Consider the following 24,782-nt stretch of genomic DNA (forward strand, 5'->3'; position numbering starts at 1 on the left):
AGGATTTTTATGCCAACATAGGTTTCTGTCGTCGTGCACCCGAAGTGCGACGCATTAATCACGCGGAGAGAAGCACGCATGGAACTGAAGCGTCTGGCTCATATTCTACGAAAGCGATGGATTCTCATCGTGGCTTTCACTCTGCTGGGCGTCGTCGGTGGGGCCGCAGCCGCGTTGCTCACCCCCGTGCAATACCAGGCCTCGACCCGGGTCTTCGTAGCCGCGCAGATTCAGATCGGATCCACCCCCGGCGACCTGGTGCAGGGCAACAACTTTGTCGTTCAGAAGCTGCCGTACTACCTCGACGTGGCGACCAGCCCGCGCGTGCTCGATCCGGTGATCACGAGCCTGGGCCTCGACGAGACCGCCGCCAACCTGGCTGAGCGGGTCACCGCCACTACCCAGCCTGGTTCGGCCGTCATCGAAATCATTGCCCTCGCTGCGACAGCGGATGCCGCGCAGCAGCTTGCCGAGGCCGTGTCGGAAAGCTTCACCGACGTGGTCATCAACCAGTTGGAAACCCCGGCGGACGGCGGAACCAGCCCCGTCACGGTCGGTGTCCTCGACCCCGCGGTGGTGCCGGACAACCCTGCACTGCCCCAGCTCTACCTCAACCTCGCTGTCGGCCTACTCATCGGCCTGTTGGTCGGTCTGGTGACCGCGTTCCTGATCGGACTCCTTGATCGTCGCATCTACAACCGCGACGACATCGAACGCCTCACGGCAGTTTCCATTCTCGGCGGCATCCCCTTTGAAGCACACGCCAACCCGATCATCACCCCCGACGGCCCGGCCACCGCACGCGCCGAGGCGTTCCGGGTGCTGCGCACCAACCTCGAGTTCGCCGACGCCGATACCAGTCGGCGCAGTCTGGTCATGACGTCGTCCGTCACGGGTGAGGGCAAGACCACCACCCTGGTCAACCTTGCCATCGTTCTGGCCGAGAGCGGCGCGACCGTCGCCGTGATCGACGCCGACCTGCGCACGCCCCGGCTGGCCGACTACCTCGGCCTTGATCCCGACCGTGGCCTGACCGACGTGCTGGTCGGGGATCTGCAACTCAAGGACTCCCTGCAATCGTGGGGCACGCTGCATCCGCTCACCGTGCTCTCCTCCGGCAAGATCCCCACCAACCCGAGCGAACTGCTCGGTTCGACGGCCATGGGCACCGTGCTCGACGTGCTTAGCAGCAGCTACGACTATGTACTCATCGATGCCCCGCCAGTACTCGCGGTCACCGACGCCGCTGTGCTCAGCCGCTGGACCGGTGGCACCGTGCTCGTGGTCGGCGCCAACCGGGTGCGCGAGGCCGAGTTGCTCGGCGCGTTCGACGCCCTCGAAGCCGTCGGCACGACGCCGCTCGGCGTCGTGCTTGCCATGGTCCCCACCCGCGGCCCCGACGCGCTCGTGCGTGACGGTGGATTCGCGGTCTCGACGCGCCCGCCCTTGCGGCCGAGCCGATCCGCTGCCGCCACGACCGCGGTCGATCGTGGCCCGACGCCTGTCGATAGGGAGACGTCCGCGACCGACAACCCGATCCAAACCCGCGTCACTTGGTAATTCAGCCGCACCTGTTCAGCTTCGCTGATCGGCAGGTTCGCCGCCCGAATAGGGCACGTTCGATGACGCACGTTTGAAACCGTCCCACCCAGGCTGTACCCGAAGGGAGCCTCAGTGTCCGTGCACTCGTCATACCCGATCGATCCGCTGCCGCCCACGCAACGGAAGCTTCTGCTCGTCGCCTCGACCGGCGGCCACCTTGCCCAGCTCGTTCGCCTCGCCCCCGGACTCGGCGCCTCGCCGAGCTCGCTCTGGGTCACCTTTGACTCCATGCAAAGCCGATCCCTGCTGGCCGGTCAGCGCCGCATCCATGTGCCCTATGTACGCCCGCGCGACTACCTCGGCATGATGCGCGCGGCCAAAATCGTACGGCGCGTGCTCAAGCACGAATCTTTCGACGGAGCTGTGAGCACGGGGGCCGGTCTGGCTGTCGCGGCATTGCCCCAGGCCGCGATCAGCGGCGTGCCGAGTCTTTACATCGAGAGCGTCTCGCGAGTGGAAGGTCCTTCGCTCAGCGGACGGATGCTCGCCGCCAGCCGTCTGGTCAGCGTGCGCACCCAGCATCCGGCCTGGGCGACGGAGCGGTGGAGAACGTACCCGAGTGTGCTCTCCACCTACCACGCGCTGGTCAAACACGCGCCGGACCGTCCCAGTCTGTTCGTGACCCTCGGCACCATCGAGGGGTATCGGTTCGATTCCCTCGTCGATGCCGTACTCGCGAGCGGCTTCGCCGACGAACGCACCGTCTGGCAGCTGGGGTTCACCACCGACCGCACCGACGTTCCCGGGCAGGTACACCAGATGATGCCAACCGCGATGTTCGTCGATGCCGCCCTCACGGCCGACGTCGTGATCACTCACGCCGGTGTCGGCACCTTCATGGGGCTGCTCGAGCTGGGTGTCTTTCCGGTGATCGTGACCCGCCGCAAGCACCGCGGCGAACACGTGGACGACCATCAGATGCAGATCGCCGAACTCGCCGAATGCCTTGGAGTCGCACGGGCCGTTGACGCGCCGGACCTGACGGCAGACGTCATCCGCTTCGCTGCCGGTCGCGCTATCGACACCGGCGTGCGCGTTCCGCTGACCGCCGAATGATGAGCGCCACTACGTCAGTCGAGCGGATGCCGCGGGAAATTTTCGTACCGGCCCGCGGACAGTACGACAATATCGGTGACATTCTGCTGCGCCGGCAGCTGCTCGACTGGTTACGCCCCAACGGCCCGCTGCACGTCTATGTCGGCGAAGCCCCCGAAGGCTACGCCGAAGGACTCGCTCTAACGCCGGACGATGTGCAGTACCGGTCCTTTCGTGCCTGGTACACGGCGGCACTTTGCAGCGCCGCCCGCGGCCGGGCATCGTATGTGTTCAAGCCGGGAGAAATTCAGCTGACCCTGATCGGTATGAAGGAGCACCTCGCCATGCTGCCGGTACTCGCGCTCGTGCGCGCCCGACACGGCCGGGTGGCCCGGGTAGGCGTGGGCAGCCGCAATTTTGCACCGCTGCCGCGCGCGCTGATGGGTCCATCCATTGCGCTGTCCAATCTGTCGCTCTGGCGCGATGCCGCTACCGCGGGATATCTCGGGCAGGGCCGTATCATGCCCGACCTCGCCTTTGCGAGCGACGGACGAACAGAGAAGCGTGATCTGGCCGACGAGGTTCGTGACGTGCTGGTCGTCTCCATGCGCTTTGATCTGGACTATCCGAACGCCGAGTGGCTCGCCGGGGTACGCGCCGTGGCGGCCGACAACGGCCTCATGATCTGGTGCGTGACCCAGGTTCTGCGCGACGATGACAGGTGCGGCCAACTCGCGGCCGACCTCGACGGGTATGCCCTGCGCTGGAATGGCACCGGCCACGACGAGCAGGAGCAGCGCCTGCGCGACCTCTACCGACGGGCGGCGCTCGCCGTGAGCGACCGGCTGCACGTGCTCGTCGGCGCGCTCACTGAGGGAGCGGTTCCGGCCGCGCTCCTGGTCAGCGGCAAATCTGACAAGATCGCCCGGCATTTCGCCGCGGCCGGCCTGCACGACGTCAGCATTGACAGCGCAGGACTTCGCGGCAGCCAGATTCGGGATCGGTTGCAGAACCTGCTCGGCCGGCGCGCCCCCATTCTGGCCGGCCTGGCCGAAGCGCAGACCGAATTACAAACCGTGCGTCGCCTACTCGACCAGGTGCTGAGCATCGAAAGCGTGCGGTGAGCATCAACGAAGCGGCCGACCTCCAGCCGGTCGCGATCGAACCGATCGACCTCGAGCAGGCTGATCTCGAGCAGGCCGCGTTTGAGCCCGTCCCGATCGAGTCGAGCGGAACCGAATCAAGTGACGCCGAGTCAATCGACACCGAACCGATCATCGGAGCGGCGCTCACGATCAACCACCTCAACGTTGACCCGCTCAATGCCGCTCCGGTTGCCGCCCAGCGGCACGTATCCCGGCGCACGGCCGAACGTTTCATCGCCGTGCACGTTGGACGCAGCGGTGAGGTCGCCGGCGGCATGAGTCAGGTGGTCAATGGCTATCTGGCGCATTCCTTCGTCGACTTCGACCTGCGTATGGTGCCCTCACGGGACGGCAGCGGCGGGCTGCGCGCGGCCGGGGTTGCGGCATCCGCTTTCTTGAAGCTGCTGCGGCTGGCCAATCCGAAGCGCACCGTCGTCGTCGCGCACCTGTCCCAGGGCGGATCCTTCGCGCGGGAAGGCGCGCTGCTCGCCTTGGCCCACGTGCGCGGTTTCGCGACCGTGGCGCAGCTGCACGGCAGTTCGTTTGCCGACTTCGCCCGCAAGCGCCCCCGTTTGGTGGGGAGCGTGCTGCGCTGCGCCGACGTGGTGCTGACCCTGTCGGCGCAATCGCACACCGCCGCGTCGGAGTTCGTGCCGGGGGAGCGGGTCGTACTCGTGCCGAACGCAGTCGCCGACGGTATCGTGCGGCAGATCGAGAACGTCGTCGTGTTCGGCGGTGCGGTCAGCAAACGCAAGGGCGTCGATATACTCGTGGCGGCGTGGAAACGGCTCGCGCCGCAGCATCCGCTCTGGAAATTGGTCATTGCCGGGCCGATCGCCGACCAGCCCACTGAGCCGCTGGCTGGGGCGCAATTCGTCGGCCCGCTCAGCCATGCTGCCCTGATGGAGATGCTCGAGCGCTCCGCGATCGCGGTGATGCCCTCCCGCGACGAGGCGATGCCCATGTTCATTCTCGAGGCGATGGCCCGCACCAACTGTGTCGTGGCGACCAGCGTGGGTGGGGTGCCGGCCGTACTGGCCGGTGGGGTCGGCGTGCTCGTGGAGCCCGGCGACGTCGACGCGCTCGAGGCGGCCCTGCACCGGGCGATGACGGATGCCCCCTGGCGCGCCAAAAAGGCGGATCTGGCCAGATCCGCCTTTGAGACTACCTATTCGGCTGCCGCGGTCTTTCCGCGCATCGAGCGCAGCTGGACCACTGCACTCGACCGACGATCAAACCGGGTGGCTAAGAAGTACAGGCCAGGTTCGAGAACCCGGACCCAGCAGCCGTGACGGTGTTGGAGCAGTAGACTTTGGTGCCGCTGGCACCCTTGCTGCCCTGTTCGTGAATGAAGAAGCCGAAGCCCGCGGCGTTGACCGGAACGGTGTTATCGAAGAACACGTTGCGCAGGCCCCAGCCGGCAACGCTTCCGTTGACCGCGAAGCCGTGCATGGTGCTGTTGGTGCCCTCGTTATGGTAGATCTGCCAGTCGTTGCCCTTGACTTTGACCCATTCCGCGGCGCGTGGCATTGCGTTGGCGCCGTTGATGACGTTGTCGCGAATGATTCCGTTCGAGGTTCCCTCCTTGACCTCGATCGGCTGGGCGCCGGTGAGACTGATGTTGTTGGCCATCAGGAGTGTGCGGTCAGTGCGGTCGGGCAGGCAGTTCGTCTGGGCGCACCAGTTGGCGTCGGAGGTTCCGATGTAGATGCCCTCACCGTAGAACGGGTCGCGCTTGCCGGTGTTGCGGATGGTATTGCCGACGACTTTGCTGTCGGTGGTGAAAGCCCGTAGGTGGATGCCTTCATAGCCGATGTTGTCAACCAGGGTATCGGCGATGGTGACGTTCTTGCTGCGGATCACGCTGATGCCCTTGAGACTGTTGGTGACGGTCATTCCGGCGACCACGAGGTTCGAGGAGTTGGAGACCTGAATGCCGTGGTTGTTTTGGATACTGCCGACGTTGACCACGGCGGTGCGCGGTCCACAGACCCAGATCGGGTTGCTGGCTGTTCCGTTGACGGTCATGTTGATCTGGGCGTTGTAGGTTCCGGGGGCCATTTTGATGACGGTGCCGGGCTGCGCCTGGGCCGAGGCGGTCATGAGCTCTTTGGCAGTCGTCACGGTGACGGTCGCGGCCGGGCAATTGGCGTAGCGGTGGGTGCTGATCGGGGCCGGGGTGGGCGCGGTGCTCGGCACGGCCGACACGACGAATGCGTCGATAATGCTGCTGGTGCCAGTGGAGCGGGCATCCTTCTGGCCGGTGCGGGATACCGTGATGGTGTGGGTGCCGGCGGAGAGGCTCGTCGTGCTGTAAGCAGCGTGCTTGTAGGCCGTGCTAGCGGAGTAGCCGTTGACCGTGGCGACGACCTGGCCGTCAATGGCGACGTTGCTCGTGCCGGAGCTGCTGGTCAGACGGGTAATGAACGCGACGCTGGTGCCCTGAAAGGTAAAGGAAGCGCTGCTCGAGGTGGTCGAGAACCTAACCGAACCGCCGGAGTCGTTGCTGGAGCCGGAGGTGCGCCAGGTGCCGGCGTACTTGACCTGTGCGGAGGCGCTGTCGATCACCGTGGTGCCGGCGGGTACTGTTGCGGCGGAGGCCGCAGCGGCGGGAATCATGGCACTGAGCGGAACCAACGCGGCGATGGCGACGGCGGCGATGGTGGCATGTCGGGTGAAGCGGGGGAACAACATGGTGAACCTTCCGGATATTCTTGGACTTGGTGGCTACGTCCGTGAACCTGGGGGTTTTCGACGCACATGATCTGCGTGATGCTCGGCGGTGAATGCCGTGCTCACGTCGTCAATTAGCGTCTGAACTGCTGCACGTTACCCGTGTGCAAATGGGTTTGTGGGCACGCATTAAGCGGATGCAGGGGCCTCCTCGCGTGCGGGCGTGCGCGAGAGCAACTGCGCTCGTGTCGACGGTCGGTCGCTGTGAAACTGAGCGAGTCTCTTGATTTGGTCCTGACCAGTGCTAATGCTCGTTGTGGGCGTAGTTGCCGACTCGACGGGAAGGAGGCAGCGGGGTGGCCGGCGTGCGACATTCGTCATTCCTGTGAAAGTGCCTAGAGTGGTTTTTGAACTCTTGAATTTCTATCACCCGACTTTTTCCCGCGAAGCTCGGCCGCGCAGCTGTACTGCTGGCGCGACCGACAAATGCTGGCGCTCAGCGATTCAGGCGGCGTCCTGCTCGGCCGCGAGGCGCAGTACGCGACGGTGCAGCCCGACACTCACCTTGGCCGTGGCGGCCAGCACGAGACGCTTCCAATCGCGGCGGCGCGCGGCGAGCAGCACGAGCCGCCAGGTCAGCCGCGAGCGCAGTTCGGCCACGATCTCGTCGCGCTCCTCGGTGTCGTATGCACCGCTCAGGGCGTCTTTCAACCCGGACAGCAGCACGTAGCGCAGCCGAAAGTAGCCGTACGAGTTGGAGCCGATGATGCGGGTGTCGAGGGTGATTGCTGCAGTGGTGACGGCCTGCTCGACCAGCAGCAGCGATTCGGCCCGGCGCGACCCGGAGCGGATGATCGACCCGCCGCGCGCGACATAGGAGTAGAGCGTGTCGCTGATCGCGGCGACCCGATCGGACGCAGCGAGCAGCTGCGCGACCATGGCGAGGTCGGAGTGCACCCGGGCCGGCGTGAACTCGATCTCGCTGGCGAGAGCACGTCGGAACAGCTTGTTCCAGAGATGCCCGGTGATGCCGCCGTCGAGCAGCAGCGCAAATGCCGCCGCACCGGTGATCGGCCGCAGCAGAACGGGCGAGGCCAGGGCGCGTCGCTGGCTGGGATTGACGTATTCCGCGCCGCAGACCACCACGTCGGCGCCGGTCGACCGGGCCGCCGCCACGAGCTTCTCTAGTGCGGAGTCGGCCCACGCATCGTCACAATCGACGAACCAGAGAAACTCACCTCGGCTTTCGGTGACCGCCCGGCTCCGGGCGAGCGCGACCCCGCCATTGCGTTCCTGCTGAAAGAAATGAACGGATGCGTGCGCGCCGGCCACCCGCGCACCGATCGCGGCCGTCGCATCCGTTGAGCCGTCGTCGACCACGATGATTTCAATGCCAGGCAGTGTCTGGCGCAGTAGCCGCTCGATCGCACCTTCCAGAAACTCGGCGGCGTTGTAGGCCGGAACGATGACGCTCACGATCGGTGAGCCAACCCCGCTCATTCGGTCAGCTTTCGAATCGAGTGGGTCAACTCCGAAAGCGAAGCCCTGGCCTCGACCACGTGCCGCAGAATCGGTTCGCGGCGGCTGATCACATCGCGGGCGCGACGCTCGAGCGCCGCGGCGTCTGGCATGGTCCAGGCGATCGTGGTGCCCTTGATGCCGACCGCATCGAGCGTGCGCGCAGCCTTCGAGTGACCGGCGTCGGCGATCACGAGCGGCAGGGCGCCCTCGGTCAGTCCGATAACCGCTGCGTGCAGCCGGTCGGTCACCACGAGCAGCGCCCGCTGGTAGACCTCCCGCAGCTTCACTTCCTGCTCGGCATGGTCCGGTCCATCCCAAACCAGAGCCGTTCCGCCGAGCTTGATCGCGAGTTCCTCGGCCAGCGGTCCGTCGCGTTCAATCTGGGAGACCGCGACGATCTGCAGCCCTAAGGCGCCGGCCAGGCCGCGCATGGCCTGAATCCACTCGGAATCCGGGCGTCGCCCGTTGTAGCGCACCGAAACGGCGAGCAGCGGCCGAGCAGCGGCCTCGGCGAGCAGGTCGGCATCCGCTGCCCCCGTGGCGAAGGCCCAATCGGGAGCGACACGGCCGAGCCCCATCGCTCCCAGGCTGTAGTTGTCACGCCAAGCCACGAGATCGCACAAATGCAGGGTCGCGGCCACCGGAATGCGCCACTTCGTGTTCTGCCGCACGCCGAACCCGGTGTGCACGGCGTGCCCGCCGCGCAGCCGGTTGAGGGCGAGGTGCGGAGCAAGGCGCAGATAGCGCAGCGCGTAGGCGCGTTGCAGCTCCATTTCCCCCGCATTGAAGGCATAAACGGATGCTTCCCGCAGCGTCGACCGTGAAATCTCGCGTCGCCATTCGGTGCTCGTGCGAAACAGCCGATCGGCGTCGTGCAGACCGAGTCCGCTCAGGTAGGAGTCAGCTCGGGATCCGACAAACACCTGCAGCTCGCCGGCCTCCCGCAGGGCACCGAGGAAGGCCCGGCGCAGCACGGTGTCTCCGACATTATCGATCTGGCCCAGGGCCGAGGCGAAGATTCTCATGCGCGCTCCAGCGTCGAAATGAGCACTCGCTCCAGGTCGGTGCCGCTCGATTGCTCGGAGAAGTGGGCTAGCCACGGCTCGATGTGGTCGAGCGAAAGCTCGGCCGCGCGCAGAATGGCGTCCGCGAGGTCCGCGGGCCTCGCGGACAACGCGAGTTCGCCCGTGATACCGGGCACAATCGCATCCGCTACGCCGAGCGCCCCCGATACGGCTACCGAGGGATACCCGGCCGCGGCGGCCTCGACCAGTACGTTGCCGAAACCCTCCCGGCTCGACGTGAGCAGGGCCACGGCGTTGTCGCCGAACTCGTCGAACCAGGTCTCGACCCAGCCGCGGTGGTGAAAGATCACGTCGGCCTGTCGGGCTGCGGCCTGCACATCGTCGAGCAGCGGACCACCGCCGAACGACACGACCTCAACGGCTACGCCCCGCCTGGCCAGTTCGGCCGCCGCCGCAATGGCCAGCAACGGACGTTTTTGTTCGACTAGCCGGCAGGCCAGCACGATCTGGATTCCGTTGGCTGCCCCGGGCTGCCGCGTCGAGGGCGCCACGATCGTAGCGGTGCTGGTCAGGTCGGCACCGCTCTCGGTCACGGCTCCGCTCTCGGCTACGCGGGCGTACACACTCGCCCGGCCCGGCCCGCGCGGTGTTCCGCGCAGCTTCGCAGTCGCAGGGTTGGCGACGACCGTGATGCGGTCTCCGCGCACCCCGAACGCCGACACCAACTCAGCGGCGACCGGATGCGAGATGGCGATGACATGGTCAGCCCACCGATACATCCGCTTGGCGATGCCTATCTTGACCCGGTGGGCGAAGCTCGATCCGGGCAGGCCGAGCGAGACCAGATTACGTTCGCTTACGAGCACCCGGGGCCGCACGCGCGCCGGCAGCAGGCGGGCCGCGGTCAGCAGTACGAGGTTGGGGTACACCTGCAGGGCCACGGCGACATCGGGCTGCCAGTCAATCAGGCTGCGCCGCAGCGTCGCCGTCTTCGCGACGTGCCCGTGCTGCCCGGCGAGCGATCGCCCCTCGACACCCTCGGGAAGGTATTCCGGCTCCACATCGCCAGCGGTGAGCACGACACGCACCTCGTAGCCCTGGTCGGCGAGCCAGCCCATCCACGTGCGTGCGACGAATTCCGCGCCCCCGCCGTGCAGCGACGGAATGACAAAGAGGATGCGGTGCAGCAGCGGGTGCGCCGGCTTCGGGTTCGCCGGGGGATGGGTGGGGTCGGGCGAAGTGGGCTGTGTCATGCTCGGCCTTCTCTATCGTCTCGTGGTCGCGAGAATGTGGGTCGGGATCGCGGCTGGTTTGCTCGGGGAGGGTCTGATCGGGCGCCGCTTTGCAGCAGGTCAAAATTGAGGGCGGCGAGTCGCTGCACCTCGGGCAGCTGGGCGGCCAGGCGGGCGCGGTACTCGTCCGGCTGGGCGAGGACCGCGCGCACGACGGGAACCATACGCTCGGCCAGGCCGACGCCGGGTTCCACGCAAAGTTCCTGCATGCCGAACAGGCCCATCATGCCCGCGACTTTGCCCTGGGTGGACAGTGCAACGGCGGGAACCCTGTGGTACATCGCCTGCACGGCGAGGTGCATGCGCCCGGCCAGCACGATCGACGCCCCGGCACAAAGTCCGCGCACCTCGGCCGGCGTGAGCAGCCGGTTCACCAGAACCATTCGGCCGTCAGCGCCGGCCCCCTGGGCGAACCGGTCGAACACCGCGCGGCAAGCAGCGGCATCGTCGCCGCTGTGCCGCACTACATGCGGCAGCAACACCACCCGCAGCCCGGCCTCGAGCAGGGCAGTGATGATCACGGCGTACTCCGAGATCTGGTCGAAGCTGCGCCCGACCAGCGCGCTCGCGTTCACCACGGCGTAGGGCGTCGGCGCGGCGCCGAGGTATTCCGTGGCGGCGGTGGGCGAACTCGTGCACACCGCGAACACGGCGTCGGCGACGTCGATCACGTTCTTGAATTGGTCGGCGCGAGCTCGCGCGGATGAGACCGGGTCGCGCAGTTGCAGCCGGGTGCCCAACCGACCGGCGCGGGCGAGTGAACGGCGCGGCCCCAGATTGGCGTGGCCGTTCCAGCTGAAGCCGAGAATGCGCGCTTCAACCCCGACGCTGCGGGCCAGACTCGCGACATCCGCTCGCCGTGACGACGCCCGCACGCTGTAGGCGCCGTCCATGATGTCGGCGCCGACCACGGTCACTGACAGGGCCCCGTTCAGCACGGCTGCGAGTTGCCCCATGGACCGTCGGTGGGCGCGGCCGCTGCCATAGATCAGGTGCGCGATCGGCTCGAGCCGTGCCCGGGCGGAATGTTCCGCAGGAATGCGTACGTCATTGGGGCCCCGCACGAGTACCCGCACCGGCCCAGTGACATTCTCGAGGAACGCCTCGATCATGGCCTGATCGCCAATGTTTCCCTCCCCGGGCGGCGCAATGAGCACGTGCCAGCGCTCGGCGCCCGCCGGGGCTGGCCCCAGCTGCCCGATCGCCCGGCGCAGTGTTCGTCGATCACGCAGATACGGCAGAGCGGATGCCGCTGCCAGGCCGTGCAAAATCCGGTCCAGTCGGCGCATAATGCGCAGCCGGGTACGCCCAGCGCTGCGGGTGCTGCGCGCGGCGGGGGGCCCCGGAGTGAGCTGATCGCTCGCCGTCGCGGACCCGCCGGCCGCAGATAAAACGGGTGATACCTTCGTCGACCGCAGAAAGCTGCGGGCCTGCGTGATCGAGCGTACATCGCGCCGAAACCGGGGCCAGACCAGCATGACGATGCCAATCGCGACGAGCAGAGCAACACTGCCGAGCGCCACCCGGGCGAGGGGCAGTTCGACCGGAATCCACTGCACGGCAGCCCAAGACGCCCCGGTGGCGAAGCCGTAGCCCAGGATGGCGCGAACGCCGGCGAAAAACATGGCGCGCACCGGGGCATCCGTTACCCGGCTGATCCACCACAGGCCGATCGGCCAGATCAGGGCGACGCCGAGTGAATATCCGGCGGCGACGCCGTAGACGCCCCAAAAGGAGCCGAGCAGCACGAACGTGACCAGCAGTGGTCGGGTGCAGAGGGCGAAGTAGAGGTTCTGCTTGGTGACGCCTTTCGACAGAAACACCCAATAGGTCGCGTAGGCCGCAGCCTCGAAGAACCCGGCGATGGCCAGAATCTGAAAGATCGGCGCGGAACCGAGCCAATTACTGCCGAGAGCGATGCTGATGATCGGCAGCGCCTGCGCGCAGGAAAACGCGAGCACGATGGTGACGGCGTGCAGCATAATCATTTGCCCGAGCAGAATGAACCGGTCGTACTTAGCCGGGTCGTCCCGCAGCCGCGCCAGTACCGGCAGCGCCACCCGGGTGGACGGGCCGTTGATCTGGTTGAGCGGCAGCAGCAGCAGCTGAAACGCGCGGTTGTACAGGCCGAGCGGGCCGGCGCCGAGGGTCGCGCCGATCACGATGGTGTCGGTGTTGCGGCTGGCGTAGCCGAGCAGCTGGGTACCGGCCAGGTTGGAACCGAACGCGATCAGGTGCCGCATCGGCGTCTTGCGGTGAAACCCACCCGGAAACCAGTTGGTGATGGGAACGAGGATGATGATGGTGAGAATACCCTGGCTGATCTGCTGCCCGGCGAGGGCCCAATAGCCGTAACCATTGAGGGCCATGAAGATACCGACGGCCAGCCCACCGACCTGCGCGCCGATCTCCGAGCCGGCCAGTGCCTTGAAGTGCAAGTTGCGGTTGAGATCGGCCCGAAACTGGGTGGCGAGGCCATTCAGCAGAAACGTGCTGGCCAGCACCTGAGTGAGCAGCACGAGGCGGTCATCGCCGTAGAGTGTCGCGATCAAGGGGCTGAACAGCACAGCCAGCAGCATGAGGGCGAGCCCGATCAGGCTGTTGATCCAGAACAGGTTGTCTTTCTGCTGCCGGCTGAGTTCGCGCACCTGAATCGCCGCCGACGACAGCCCGAAGTTGCGCAACACTTCGCCGACGCCGATGATGGCCGCGACCGAGGCGACGAGCCCGTAGTCGCTCGGGTCGAGCAGGCGGCCCAGCACGACGATGCCGCCGAGCTGCACGCCGATGCGAATGAGCTGGCCGACCAGGGTCGTCGATGCGCCCCGGCCCGCTGTACGGCCGAGTCCCGCGGTGGAACGGGGAAGCGGGGCTGCGGGGGTCGATGGTGGCATCGTCGCGGTCAACGGATGCTCCGGCGGGGCCGACCGGTCAGCTGCAAGGCCCGCAGGTAGGTGCCGTAACTCTGCAGCCCCAAAGTCTTCCAGTCGCGACCGTCGAGGTGGGGGCGGGGACGGGAGCTGGCGGCGCGCATCTGCTCCAGGGTCTGGTGCAGGATCAACGGCGTGAGCTCACCCTCGTACAGATAGATCCAGCCGGGGCCGACCTCCTCGGCCAGGGCCAGATTGGACGGTGTCGTGGGCACGAGTACCGGCCGATCCAGGGAGAGGGTCACCAGTAGAACGCCCGAATTGTGCATTTCTCGGTAGGGCAACACGACCAGTTCGGCCTCGCCGACCTCGACCACGAGTTCCTCGTCAGAGACGAAGTGCAGCACCGAGCTGATGCGTTCGTCCTCGGCCTGTTCGGCGGTGATGACCGCGTCGAGGCCGCTGGACGGACGGCCGACGATGCGCAGCGTCAGATTCGCGCCCGGAACCGACCGAAACACCTGCAGCAGGGTTTCGACCCCCTTATAGGGTCGAATCAGTCCGAAATAGAGGATGCGTCCCGGCACGGAGTTCGGCAGCGGCATGCCGGCAAAGCGGTCCCGATAGTGGCCGTGCAAAATGGTGACGGCCTTGGACTCCGGTTCGATCGGAGTGGTCGGATTCAGTCGAATAACGAGCGCCGTACGGGCATCGAGTGCCTCGAGGGCTCGGGTTTCTGCGTTCTGTCCGGCCTCGTGCGGGGTGAGGTTGTGCATGGTGCGAACAATCGGAATGCGCTGCAGCCGCGCGCGCAGCAGCAGTGCGTAAAGGGCGGCGCGACGAAGCTTCGCCTTGAGCGGCCGGGGAGCGCGAATAAGCAGCTCCGGCCAGTGCACGTGCAACACGTCGTACCGGCCCAGCAGCGCGGTGCGCCAGGTAAAAAACCGCATGGTTACGGCCTGCGGAGCACCTTCGACGACCTGGTTGACGTAGCGCGTGGTGCCATCGGGTGCACTCAGCGATTGCAACACGGTGATTCTTGTCGTGACCGCACTTGTCGAGCCCGTGCTTGTCGCGGCTATCGTCTTCACGCCCATACCCCTTACGGGCCGGCAGAAAATACCGGCGGTAATTGAGAATCTGTCGGTTTAGAGTAGCGTGCCAGCCGGCGGCACGTTAGACACGCGCATACCCCCGTTTAGGGCGAGCGAGCGACCGTCGTGCCGGCGCGGTGCGTAGCTCGGCGGCGGCATCCGTTTTGCCCGGATTCAGCGTCAGAATCAACAGGCAGCCAAGCAGCAGGTGCATCGGGCGTAGGGCGTCGATCGCGTTGAATCCGGTGATACAGACGGTATACGCGACGAGAGCGGCCGCGGCCCCGACGGCACGTTGGGACAGCGCGTGCGCCACGGCCGAGCCGATCACGAGCAGAAACAGGAGCACTCCGGGCAGGCCGATGCTGATCAGCAACTGCAATAACGAATTCTCGATCGTGACCTTGTTGAACAGGCGCCCGGTGATGCCGGAGGTGCCAGGCCCCGACCCGATCCAGCCTGTCAGATTCGCGGCCTGCAGCGACACCCAGACGCCGAGGTCGCGGGCCTGTGACGACAGTTCGGCCTCGATCGAGTTGTTGCGGGCGGTAAAGGCATCGAACTGGAACAGCGCGACGATGCCGACAATCACGAGCGCCGCGAGCAGCGCGAACTTACCCCAGCGCTTTTCGCCGCGCAGCACGAGCGACACGAAATAGGCTAAACCGATAGCGATCGCCGCAGACAGGATAGCGCCGCGCGAGACCGTGGCGACGAGGCCGAGGCCGCTTAGGACCGCGGCGACAAGGGCCGGTTTCGAGTCCTCGCGCAGCCAGACACCGATCCCCAAGGCGCAGGCGACGGCAAAAAACAGGCCGGCGAATAGCGGATGCCCAAACGACGCGGTCGCGCGATACACCGACCAATGCTGGCTGTCGCTTAGGCCGAACACCGTGTACAGCGTGCCCCAGATCGGATTGGCGCGCAGTGCCCCCTCGATCAGGGCGTACGCTCCGAGCGAGGCGCCGAGCAGAAGCCAGACTCGCCGAATCCAGAAGGCCTCCCGGCTCGCGGTGCCGATGACAAGCGGAAGCAACGCGGCGGCACTGAAACTGATAGTCCAGCCGAGGCTCGCCTGCAGGTCGGAGCTGCGCAGCAGCGTGAACAGCGACCAGACCAGAAAGAGCACCGCTAAGTAGCGGGTGGCCGACTTGAACGGGGCTGGTTCCCGCGTAAGCGGCTCGTTCGCCGTCGTGGTGACCAGCCGGCGCAGCGCCCAGACGACGATGATCATGGTGGTCAGCGGCAGGGCACCGATCGGGCCGTCCTGGGGAAGCACGCGGGCCGGAATGAGCGCAAAGGTGACCAGTGCCACGGCCGGCAGAATATGCACGGGCAGCATGAACAGGGTGACCGCGGCAACGAAGGCGAGCAAGGTCAGCGGAATCACGATAAAGCCGAGACTGGCCACGAAGCGTGGCAGTACCAGGCTTGCCACAATGACGAACAGTGCGGCAAGCGCGCTGATGATGATCGACGTGCGGCGCAATCGCAACATGGTGGAATCGAACATCGGCCGCCTTTGGGTGATGGCGCAGGGTGATGGCGCAGGGTGATGGCGCAGAAACTCTGCGCGGGGAATGCTCGGGATAGAGCCGCAGCGCTGTTGATGCGATTAGCCGCAACGATAACACGTGAACTTTCCTCAGCGCCAGCAATGCGGCAGGAAAACCGATACTTTAGGCGGGTCAGGCTGCACACGCCTCGAAATGTGCAAGATGCTCCCGCACCGCACCGCATCGCCGACGAAATGGAGCCCCACGGTGAAATTGTCCCGACTGACCTATAAGATTCTGCGGCGCTCCCATGGCCGGGTGTACGCGATTCGAACGCTGGGTGTGCAAATCGGCAGTGGATGTCGCATCCTCTCTGATATCGCCACAACCGAGCCGTGGCTCATCTCGGTCGGTGACCGGGTGACCATCAGCTCCGGGGTTACCTTCATCACCCACGACGGATCGGGCTGGCTCTACCGCGACGAACGAGGTCGCCGCTTTCGCTTCGCGCCGATTCGGGTGGGCTCGGACGTGTTCATCGGTGCCGGCGTGACCGTGCTGCCCGGGGTGAGCATCGGCGACCGCTGCGTGGTGGGCGCCGGGTCGGTCGTGACGGCGTCGGTGCCGGACGGTACCATCGTGGCCGGTGTTCCGGCCCGCCCGATCAAGTCCTGGCCCGAGTTTCACGCAGCGCTGAGTCAGTGGCCGGCCGAGTCCGACATGGTGGGCCAGAGCTACCGGGAACGGGTCGATTCGATCGCCGAGGGGCTGATGGCGCGGCGTTGACCGGTTCAGCAGGCGCGTTCAGCAGGCTGGAGTCAGCCAGGCGTTGATGAATCCGGCACTCTGGTACCCGAACTGGTACACCCACTTAGGCGGATCCATCGGCTGCGCGGCACCGATCACCGCGAGCGCCCCCGGGTAACAGCGGGAGATCTGCAGGCGGGCCCGACTCACGTGATAGCTCGAGGTGACCACGATCACGCGGTTCCAGCCCTGAGCGCTCGCCAAGGCAGCGATGGCTTCGGTCTCGCCGCGGGTGCTCGTGGGGTGCGGGTCGAAACATTCCACCTCGATCGCCGTGCCCGGCACCGCCGGGTCGCGCGCACAGGTTGGCCGGGCGGGTGTCCCCGCCGAAGGCGTCCGAAATGAGCACGTGATCGCCGTATCCTGCCGCGGCCAGATCGAGGGCCTTCTGCACGACGGCCGCGCTCCCGAGCCCGCCGAGCACGACAATGGCGTCGGCGCTGCTCGGAGCGTCTTCGCGCGGAAACATGACCGTTCGCGTGGTGACGGCCACGAGCCCAACGATCAGTAGCACAAATCCGGTCAGCAGTACGAGGGCACGCTGGCGCCCGGCGCGGTGGTGCGGCGACCTCACTCGCTGCGCGGCAGTATCCGCTCTGCCGGGACTGCTGCTTCTGCTAAGGGGGATGCCGCTGCCTCACCCGCCGCCGGCGCCTGTCCGGCAAACCAGGTCGGCACCGCAAACGCGTAGCGCAGCAACGGAAGGTCGCGCATCAGTCGCCAGAGGAGCAGCGACGTGGCGACGGCGAGGCCGGCGACGACTGGGGGGAGTGCCGGGCCGAGGCGATCGAGCCAGGCTTGGCCGCGGGCGAGCAGCAGCAGGCTCGTGATCAGGGACACCAGCAGTACGTGCACGACGTAGATCGGCAGGGTATTTCTACCGACATAGGCCAGCCAGGCCATGGCGTGAAAGCCGACCAGGAATCGGGCTACGAGCAGGCCGGCGCCGAGGGCGAACAGGCTTACCACGACGAGCGTGCCGGTGATGAATGGCAGGCGCGCGTCCATGGTGAGAATGAGCCCGGCCAGCACCAGAAAGGCCGCGCCGAAGCCGAGGCCGAGACCGAGCGCGCCGAGGCGGCTGGGGCGGTTGACGAAGGTGAGGATCCATTCGCGCAGGTAGCAGCCGAGTAGAAAGAACAGAAAGTAACGGCCGAATCCGTTCCAAGCGATGTTGCCGGTGTCGGCGCGAGCGAAGAACAGCACTGAGAGCACAGCGGTGCCGCCGATCTGCACTCGCCAGTCGATGCGAGAGCGCATGAGCTTGGCGGCGACGAAGAACAAGGCCAGCGCGTAGAGAAACCACAGGCCGTTGCTCGGGCGCACCGGCGCGAGCAGCAGGTCGATCGGATTGGTCTCGTCGAAGCGGGCCGGATTGGCCAGGAGCGAGAAATAGCCGAAACGAATGAGGGTCCACAGCAGAAGGGCCCAGACCAGCAGGCTCAGCCGGGTTCGCCAGAGCGCCGGCCAGCTGCGTTTGATGATCGCGGCAGCAAACAGACCGGAAGCGAGAAAAAACAACGGCATGCGAAACACGATGAAGATCAGGTTGATCTTGTTCCAGAACTCTGGCGCGAGACCGGAGAGCACCGTCCACTGCACCGCGTGAGCGAGGGCCACGAGCAGGATCGCGATGCCCTTGGCCCCGTCAACCCAGTCGACCCGCCTGCGTTCCGCCACGAACTATCTCCCTGCTAGATCGACCACTGTGCAAAGGTTTTGATCATGTCGGTGTGAGCGAAGCCGGGGGTGTCGTGCGCGAGCGTGTGGTACATCACCTCGGCGGATATGGCGACCGGCGCGATTTTCTTGATCAGGGCGAGGCCGTTCCTGCTCGGGATGACCACATTGTCGGGGTGAGCGTCATCGGAGACGAGCACCTTCACCCGACTGTTTTTCCACGGGGTGGCGCTGATCCGGGCCGGGTTGGTGCCCTTGATCAGGGTGAGATCGTTGTTGTATGCGTCGCCGACGTGGGCCTGGTTCTTGGTGTCGTAAGCGTAGAGCCATTCGTTGTCGTAGAGTCCGTTGACCATGTACAGGCCGCGAATATAGGGTATGAGCTTCTTGCCGTAGGTGTAGCAGGCGAGGGATCCGCCAAACGAGGTCGCGCGTAAGAAGTTGCGGCGCACGGTGTACAGCGCGTTCAGGTACGTCCAGGCATTCTTCTGGGCGTTGGTGGCGACGGAATTGGTGTACTGGGTACCGCCGGCATTGATGCAGATGGCGATTGCGTTCTGGTCGACCACGAGTTCGCCGGGGTACTTGAAACCACCGTTGAGCGCGTTGTGCGAGCTGGAGGCTGCGTGGTAGAACCAGACGGCCCCAATAGAGGCCGTCGAATTGCGCGACACGGTCTGGGGAATGAACAAGCGGGCGCGGTCGCCGCCGATGTCCACTTCAATATTGTCGTAGAGTTTTTTTCCCTTTTGGGTGAGCACGTTCGCCGTGCGTGATACCTCTCCGGGTAGTGGTGGAGCAGTGACAGCCACTGCGACGGGCGCGCCCAGCGCACCGAGCCCCAACGTTGCTGCACCAGCGGTTGATAATGTGAGAAACCCTCGACGATTCATTCTGCCGAAGATAGCAGAGAGATTCTTTGAGGTCCAACCCGAATTTCGCGATCAGGTTGATCGGGCCACCTCGTCCGACGGATGCGTTGGGCCGAGGGCTACCCGCAGCACGACGGTCGCGAGCAGGGTTCCGAGCAGGGCGCCGAGACTGTTGGCGATCACATCGTTGACAGTGGCGAATCGTTCCGGCAGAAAGACGAGTTGGCCGAGTTCGATGGTGCAGCTAAGCAAAGTGCCGATCAGCGTGCCGATCCACCAGCGACGGGTACCGGTGAGCAGCACGACGAGCAGGCCGACCGGAATGAACAAAGCGATGTTGGCACTGAATTCAATGCTCTCGTAGTCGAACCAGGCCGGCACTCCGTGCGCGTGCAGCCACAGGACGACCGAAGAAAACGATCCGTGCAGGCCGCGGTCCACCGGGGTCGGCCAGAACGCGATCAGGGTCAAGGCAGCGAGGTAAGCGAGAGCCATCCCCCCTGCGGCGCGGCGCAGCAGGGTGTGCCGACGTCGTCGGTTTGCGGTCATGACATCTCCTGATTGCCGGCCGGTTTGAGTCGGCACGCCGACTAGCCACTATGCCCTACATTTCGGGCCGTGAACGCCCGGTCTAGTCCGACTGGGGCCTGTGAAATTCGGTGAAGTGGAGGTTTAATGGCAGCCCACCGCGCACCCCCGTTGCGCTGCTGTCCCGTTCCACAAGCAGCCCCTCCCGAAGGAGGATTGTTGTGGTCAGAGCCAGGCATGTTCCGCTGCACCGGCTGGTGCTCATCACGCTCACGGTCGGCCTGGCGGCCTTTGCGCTGTCACCGCCCGTCGTCGCCGGTGGCTCCGAGAAGGACGCCGCACCCTCATCGCCCGCCGCGCCATTGTTGGCCGAATACACCTACAACGCCGCCGTCGAGACTTTCACGGCCGACCGCGCGCAGGCTGTTCGCCGCATCGACTCCGCCCGCGCCGATATCGCTGCTGCCGAGCTGGCCTGGCAGTCGAGTGCGGCCATCATTGGCGAGAGCGCGGCGCGCACCGAACTTCGTCGGAAGGTTGACAGTGGGCTGAGCCGGGTGGATCAGGCTGTTCGTGAGCTGGATCGGGCGAACACGATGAGCGATTTCTCCCAGGCCAGCGCCGAGCATTTCATTTCCCGGCCCGACCTGGCGACGCAGACGGTCGTGCTGGCGGGCATCCGCTTTGATCGGGCGACCGACCTGGCCGACCTGCAGCTATCGTTGACCGCGTGGGAGCGGGTCGTGGCCGAGGCGGTTGCGGCCTGGCACGTGGAACAGGCGCGGTTGGCGGCGGAAGAGGCGGCGCAAGTCGAGGCACGGGCGGAAGCGTCTCGGATGGCGGCCGAGCAAGCAGCCCGGTCGGCGGCGGCCCAGGGGCCGGGAGTTGGCCGGTCGGCCGATGCAGCGACCTCCGTTTCCTTCTCCAAGTTGGTGTGGACGGCGGGTTGGCAGAGCGAGATTGATGCCTGCCAGGGCGCGGTCGATATCGGCGCACACTACGGGGTGCCGGTCATCGCCGAGCATTGGTCGTGCGGTGGATCACGGTTTCCGCGGGAGGGCAGCACGATTACCCTGACCGGGGCCGCCGGCGGCATCTATCGCGTGGGGTCGGTCGCCGCCGTGCTGAACGTGGCCGCCGACACAGCGGATGACGTGCCGCGCGGGTTCGACTTGCTCTACCAAACCTGCATCAACGGCTCGAGTGCCACCATGTCATTCACCGAGCTGACCCGTATCGGCTAGTGCAGGCGTGTGGTTTGCCCCTTGTCGCTGCTCGAACCTGCCGAGAGTCACATCGACCAGCGCTGGCAATCTGCGGTTCTTGGCAGGAGTGACGCTGACGTCGACAGACGATCCCACAACAAAACCCCCACTCCGATGAAGTGAGGGTTTTGCGTTGCTGCTGTCGGGGTAACAGGATTTGAACCTGCGACCTCGTCGTCCCGAACGACGCGCGCTACCAAGCTGCGCCATACCCCGATGGCCCTTGGGCCTTGATCAGTATAGGCGCTTCAGCGCCATCCTGACGAATTGAGCAAGCAGCCGGGTGGCCCGGCTTTAACCTGCGCAGAGGGTGAGCAGGGTTGCCTCGGGCGGGCAGGCGAATCGCACTGGAGCGTAAATCGACGTTCCCAGGCCAGCCGAAACGTTCAGAAAGGCGGTACGCAGGCCATGGTTCCAGGTACTGAGGCCCTTCACCTGGCGGCGGGGAATGTCGCAGTTGGTCACGAGCGCTCCGAAACCGGGCACGCAGACCTGGCCGCCGTGGGTGTGCCCGGCCAGAATCAGCTGGGCGCCGTGGTTGATGAAAGAATTCAATACCCGCTGGTACGGCGCGTGAACGACGCCGATGGTCAGCGTGGAGCGCGGGGCTGCGGCCTCCTCGGGGTCGGGCCAAACGTCGTCACCGAGTGGATCGTTGGCCCGCAGGTCATCGATCGCGCGGGTGATCAGGTCGAGCCGGTCGCGCCCGATGTGCGGGTCGTCGACACCGAAGAATTCCACGTGCGTGCCGTTGAGATCGAGCGACTCTGCAGCATTGTTGATGTCGGTCCAGCCGAGATCGGCGAACACTCGACGCAGCGCATCGGTGTCGAGTTCTTCCCGACGAATAATGCGCCGGCTGGACGGCCCGCCAAAGTAGGTGAACGGGTTTTTCAGCTGCGGTCCGACGTAGTCGTTGGAGCCATTGACGAAGACACCGGGGAGACCTCGGAACGGCGCGAAGGCATATTCGATGCCGGTGACGCCGTTTTTGTGTCCGAGGTTGTCGCCGGTATCGACGACGAGGTCGGGCTTCAGCGCGGCGAGGCTGCGCACCCACTCCTGCTTGTTTTTCTGCCACGGAGCCATGTGCAGGTCGGAGAGGTGCAGCACACGAATGGGTGCCGAACCCGGCGCGAGTACCGGAACGCTCACCTCACGCAGCGTGAACCGGGTGCGCTCGATCACTGCGCCCCAAGCGAAGGCGGCGAGGCCGACCGCGCCCGCCGCCGCGAGCGACGTGCCGACGAGCCGCCCGCCCTCACCGCGGTGATGAAACGCTGTCATTCGTTCTTCTTGTCGGTTTCGGGTGTCTTAGGGACCGTGTACTTTCCGATGACGATCGTCACGGTATCGCCGGGGCGACTGGCCGTACCTTCCCCCGGCTGCACGGCAACGACGTTGCCGTCCTGGGCCTTGTCCGTTGTGATCTGTTCGGTTTTAGCCACCGTGAAACCGTACGGAGCGGCGGTGAGCGTGCTGCGGGCATCCGCTTCACTCTTGCCGATGACGGTAGGTATGGTGACGCCGGTGCCATCACTCGAGTAGGCGGTGATGCTCGAACCGCGAGTGGAGGAGGACCCACCGGCCGGGTCGGTGTTGGCCACGGTGCCGGCCGGCAGCTCGGAGCTGGTCACGCCGCCGTCGACGAAGAAGAAGCCTGCTGCTTGGATGGTGGATCTGGCATCGGCCATGGATTTACCGCGCACGTCGGGTACCGGAACGGCGACCGCGTTGATCACGCTCGACGTGGCCTCCGGAAAGTCATCTCCGCCGTATTTGGCGTTGGCGACACTCATGACGTCCGGCCAGACGTAGTGGCGGACGAGGGACGCCGTGACGCCGTTGAGTGTGGTGAAGCGCTGATTCTTGGAGTCGCCGCGCACGTTGACCACGCCGACAACGGTGGCAACCTTGCTGCTGGCTCCGCTCATCCAGGTGTCTTTGGCCTTGTCAGTGGTTCCGGTCTTGCCGATGATCGGTACCCGGGGCGAAGTGCGCGCGCCCGAGGCGGAGGCTGTTCCTCCGCCGGTTGTCGTGGTCGCCATGGCGTACTGCATTCCGGCGGCTACTTCCGGCGAAACGGACTGGGTGCAGGTCGATTTGGGCACGGTAAGTTCGGCTCCGTCAGAACCGATCATGCTGCGAATAACGATGGGAGTGCAGGTCGTGCCGTTATTGGCGATGCCGGCGAAGGCGACGGCCATGGTCAGCGGGGCGATGTAGTTCGTGCCGATGAGCGAAGATGCGTTCTGGCCGAGCGCGCCGCCGTCTGCCGCGTGCACATCGAAGGCCTCAGCGGTGTTTTTGATGCCGCACAAGTCGAGCTTCTTGGCCATCCCGACGAAGCCGGTGTTGATCGACCGGGTGGTCGAATGAAGCGCCGATTCATTTGGGCCGCCCTCGCCACCGTCATTACGAGGGGCGAACGTCGTGCCGTAACTCTGCGGACCGAGGCAACTGTCCTGGAAAGTTCCCCAGTCCGACTTGACTCGTGAGTCAACCCGTTCGGTCAGGGCGTGCCCCTCTTTGAGCCACTCGGCCAGCGTGAAGACCTTATAGGTTGAACCGGGCTGAAATCCGGCCGAACCGCCCGTGGCGTAGTCCGTGTTGTAGTTAATGCTGGTGAAGTTGCTGCCAGAGGGCTGCTCCGCCTGGCTGTAGTCCTTGTTCTGCGCCATAGCGAGCACCTCACCGGTACCGACCTTAACGCTCGAGACGATCCCGCCGACATCCCAACCGGGATACGACTTGGGGACGTACTTGTTCAGGGAAGTTTCGGCGGCAACCTGCAGTTCGAGGTCAAGTGTGGTGTAGACGTCGAATCCGCCACGCTGGAAGTTCGCGAGGCGCGTCTCAGCATCCGCTCCGAAGGTGGGATCGGACTTCAGAATCTTGGTGACGTAATCACAGAAGTAGGCGCTGCCTCCGGCGGTCTGGCAGCCGGTGCTCGGCACGGTGATGACGGGCTCAATCGGCGCGGCCACAGCCGCGTCGTAGTCGGCCCGAGTGATCTTGTCGTATTTGAGCATCTCGTTGAGAATGTAGTCGCGCCGAAACTTGTTGTCGGCGTAGCCGTTGGCCGCACCGTTGGTTTCGCTGTCGGGGCGGTCGAGCTGAAACTTGACCGGGTTGTTCACGATCGCCACCAGGCTCGCCGCCTGCGGCAGAGTCAGGTTGAGGGCGGTCGTGTTGAAATAGTAGCTCGCGGCGGCTTCGATGCCATACACCGTTCCGCCGTAGCCGGCGATGTTCAGGTAGCCGCGAAGAATGTCTGCTTTTTCATATTTCTTCTCCAGCCCGATGGCGAGGCGCATCTCGCGCAGCTTGCGGTCAGCAGTAGGTATAGTGGCGTCTTTATAGCAGGCCTTGGCCTCGTCGGCGTCGGTCATTACCTCGCACTTTTGAATGAGCACGTTCTTCACATACTGCTGAGTGATCGACGAGCCACCGCGGGTGTCACCGCCGGCCAGGGTCTGCACGGCACCGTTGAAGCTGGACTGAATGTCAACGCCACCGTGCTCCATAAACCGCGGGTCTTCACCGGCGATGGCGGCATCCTTGGCGAACTGGCTGATGGCGTCAGAGGCCACTTCGACCCGGTTCTGCTCGTAGAACGAGGCGAGGAGCTGGCGGGTGCCCACCGGATCTTCAGGGTTCGACGATGCGTAGATGTTGCTCTTCTGGGAGAGCCGATCGATGGAGAGGTACTCGGGCAGGCTGTCGAACACATTGATGGTGTTCGTGGCGGCCATGCCGGACAGGGCAACGGCTGGGGCGACGGCGGCGGTCACGAGAATACCGGCGACGGCACTCATCCCGACGAGACCCAGGAGACCCCCCAGAGCCCCGCTCACAGTTCGATTTTTGGCAGACA

The 24,782-nt window shown here is 65.4% G+C and carries 20 protein-coding genes, 1 tRNA gene and 1 pseudogene; 7 read left to right on the forward strand and 15 right to left on the reverse strand.

Annotated elements, in window-relative coordinates; genetic code table 11:
* Positions 1–78: 78 nt before the first annotated feature.
* From CXY73_RS12945 to CXY73_RS12960, 4 genes are all read left to right on the forward strand, one after another.
* Entirely contained in the window at positions 79–1,560 is a 1,482-nt protein-coding gene (locus CXY73_RS12945) for a polysaccharide biosynthesis tyrosine autokinase (protein ID WP_104177943.1), read from the forward strand.
* Positions 1,561–1,674: 114 nt separating this feature from the next.
* Positions 1,675–2,658 (forward strand): glycosyltransferase, encoded by a 984-nt coding sequence (locus CXY73_RS12950; protein ID WP_199185364.1) that lies wholly within the window; start codon positions 1,675–1,677, stop codon positions 2,656–2,658.
* The gene (locus CXY73_RS12955) at positions 2,658–3,761 is read left to right on the forward strand and encodes a polysaccharide pyruvyl transferase family protein (RefSeq protein WP_146071755.1); all 1,104 of its coding nucleotides are present in this window, start codon (positions 2,658–2,660) and stop codon (positions 3,759–3,761) included. The genes CXY73_RS12950 and CXY73_RS12955 overlap by 1 nt, the downstream gene beginning before the upstream one ends.
* A complete protein-coding gene (locus CXY73_RS12960; RefSeq protein ID WP_104177945.1) occupies positions 3,758–5,074 on the forward strand; it encodes a glycosyltransferase family 4 protein in 1,317 nt (438 codons plus the stop codon). The genes CXY73_RS12955 and CXY73_RS12960 overlap by 4 nt, the downstream gene beginning before the upstream one ends.
* Here the strand turns inward: CXY73_RS12960 and CXY73_RS12965 are convergent.
* From CXY73_RS12965 to CXY73_RS12995, 7 genes are all read right to left on the reverse strand, one after another.
* Positions 5,028–6,476: a right-handed parallel beta-helix repeat-containing protein gene (locus tag CXY73_RS12965; protein WP_104177946.1), complete on the reverse strand. Its 1,449-nt coding sequence runs from the start codon at positions 6,474–6,476 to the stop codon at positions 5,028–5,030. The two genes, CXY73_RS12960 and CXY73_RS12965, sit on opposite strands and share 47 nt — an antisense overlap.
* 483 nt (positions 6,477–6,959) lie before the next feature.
* Positions 6,960–7,955 (reverse strand): glycosyltransferase family 2 protein, encoded by a 996-nt coding sequence (locus CXY73_RS12970; RefSeq protein WP_104138154.1) that lies wholly within the window; start codon positions 7,953–7,955, stop codon positions 6,960–6,962.
* Positions 7,952–9,001 (reverse strand): polysaccharide pyruvyl transferase family protein, encoded by a 1,050-nt coding sequence (locus CXY73_RS12975; protein ID WP_104177947.1) that lies wholly within the window; start codon positions 8,999–9,001, stop codon positions 7,952–7,954. Before CXY73_RS12975 ends, CXY73_RS12970 begins: the two co-directional genes overlap by 4 nt.
* Positions 8,998–10,254, reverse strand: coding sequence for a glycosyltransferase (locus CXY73_RS12980; protein ID WP_104138148.1), 1,257 nt, complete (start codon positions 10,252–10,254; stop codon positions 8,998–9,000). The genes CXY73_RS12975 and CXY73_RS12980 overlap by 4 nt, the downstream gene beginning before the upstream one ends.
* Positions 10,251–13,187 (reverse strand): oligosaccharide flippase family protein, encoded by a 2,937-nt coding sequence (locus CXY73_RS12985; protein WP_199185365.1) that lies wholly within the window; start codon positions 13,185–13,187, stop codon positions 10,251–10,253. The genes CXY73_RS12980 and CXY73_RS12985 overlap by 4 nt, the downstream gene beginning before the upstream one ends.
* 8 nt (positions 13,188–13,195) lie before the next feature.
* A complete protein-coding gene (locus CXY73_RS12990) occupies positions 13,196–14,194 on the reverse strand; it encodes a glycosyl transferase (RefSeq protein ID WP_233198323.1) in 999 nt (332 codons plus the stop codon).
* 145 nt (positions 14,195–14,339) lie between these two features.
* Positions 14,340–15,770, reverse strand: a complete 1,431-nt coding sequence (locus tag CXY73_RS12995) for an O-antigen ligase (protein WP_104177950.1) — start codon at positions 15,768–15,770, stop codon at positions 14,340–14,342.
* 250 nt (positions 15,771–16,020) lie between these two features.
* On the opposite strand from CXY73_RS12995, the gene CXY73_RS23335 reads away from it, so the two are divergent.
* Positions 16,021–16,539: a DapH/DapD/GlmU-related protein gene (locus CXY73_RS23335; RefSeq protein ID WP_304481837.1), complete on the forward strand. Its 519-nt coding sequence runs from the start codon at positions 16,021–16,023 to the stop codon at positions 16,537–16,539.
* Between the two features lie 18 nt (positions 16,540–16,557).
* Here the strand turns inward: CXY73_RS23335 and CXY73_RS22005 are convergent, their stop codons facing one another.
* A complete protein-coding gene (locus tag CXY73_RS22005; RefSeq protein WP_158253142.1) occupies positions 16,558–16,824 on the reverse strand; it encodes an ElyC/SanA/YdcF family protein in 267 nt (88 codons plus the stop codon).
* Between the two features lie 85 nt (positions 16,825–16,909).
* On the opposite strand from CXY73_RS22005, the gene CXY73_RS22010 reads away from it, so the two are divergent.
* Complete coding sequence (locus CXY73_RS22010) at positions 16,910–17,071, forward strand: hypothetical protein (protein WP_158254122.1); 162 nt, start codon at positions 16,910–16,912, stop codon at positions 17,069–17,071.
* A 59-nt stretch (positions 17,072–17,130) separates the two neighbouring features.
* Here the strand turns inward: CXY73_RS22010 and CXY73_RS13010 are convergent, their stop codons facing one another.
* From CXY73_RS13010 to CXY73_RS13020, 4 genes and pseudogenes are all read right to left on the reverse strand, one after another.
* Entirely contained in the window at positions 17,131–18,240 is a 1,110-nt protein-coding gene (locus CXY73_RS13010; protein ID WP_104177952.1) for an acyltransferase family protein, read from the reverse strand.
* 14 nt (positions 18,241–18,254) lie between these two features.
* Positions 18,255–19,052, reverse strand: a complete 798-nt coding sequence (locus CXY73_RS13015) for a hypothetical protein (protein ID WP_233198324.1) — start codon at positions 19,050–19,052, stop codon at positions 18,255–18,257.
* A gap of 6 nt (positions 19,053–19,058) precedes the next feature.
* A pseudogene (locus CXY73_RS23590) lies at positions 19,059–19,133 on the reverse strand (twin-arginine translocation signal domain-containing protein); the annotation flags it as partial.
* 51 nt (positions 19,134–19,184) lie between these two features.
* Complete coding sequence (locus tag CXY73_RS13020) at positions 19,185–19,661, reverse strand: VanZ family protein (protein ID WP_104138128.1); 477 nt, start codon at positions 19,659–19,661, stop codon at positions 19,185–19,187.
* 200 nt (positions 19,662–19,861) lie between these two features.
* Between CXY73_RS13020 and CXY73_RS13025 the strand changes: the two genes are divergently transcribed.
* Positions 19,862–20,884, forward strand: coding sequence for a hypothetical protein (locus CXY73_RS13025; protein ID WP_104138125.1), 1,023 nt, complete (start codon positions 19,862–19,864; stop codon positions 20,882–20,884).
* 163 nt (positions 20,885–21,047) lie between these two features.
* Here CXY73_RS13025 and CXY73_RS13030 read toward each other — a convergent pair.
* The 3 genes from CXY73_RS13030 to CXY73_RS13040 form a co-directional block, all read right to left on the reverse strand.
* Positions 21,048–21,121: transfer RNA gene (locus CXY73_RS13030), tRNA-Pro, on the reverse strand.
* A 78-nt stretch (positions 21,122–21,199) separates the two neighbouring features.
* Positions 21,200–22,192: a metallophosphoesterase gene (locus CXY73_RS13035; RefSeq protein ID WP_104177954.1), complete on the reverse strand. Its 993-nt coding sequence runs from the start codon at positions 22,190–22,192 to the stop codon at positions 21,200–21,202.
* The gene (locus CXY73_RS13040; protein WP_233198325.1) at positions 22,189–24,762 is read right to left on the reverse strand and encodes a transglycosylase domain-containing protein; all 2,574 of its coding nucleotides are present in this window, start codon (positions 24,760–24,762) and stop codon (positions 22,189–22,191) included. The genes CXY73_RS13035 and CXY73_RS13040 overlap by 4 nt, the downstream gene beginning before the upstream one ends.
* Between the last annotated feature and the right edge of the window lie 20 nt (positions 24,763–24,782).

The sequence above is a fragment of the Cryobacterium sp. Y50 genome, assembly GCF_002929805.1.
Taxonomy (GTDB): domain Bacteria; phylum Actinomycetota; class Actinomycetes; order Actinomycetales; family Microbacteriaceae; genus Cryobacterium.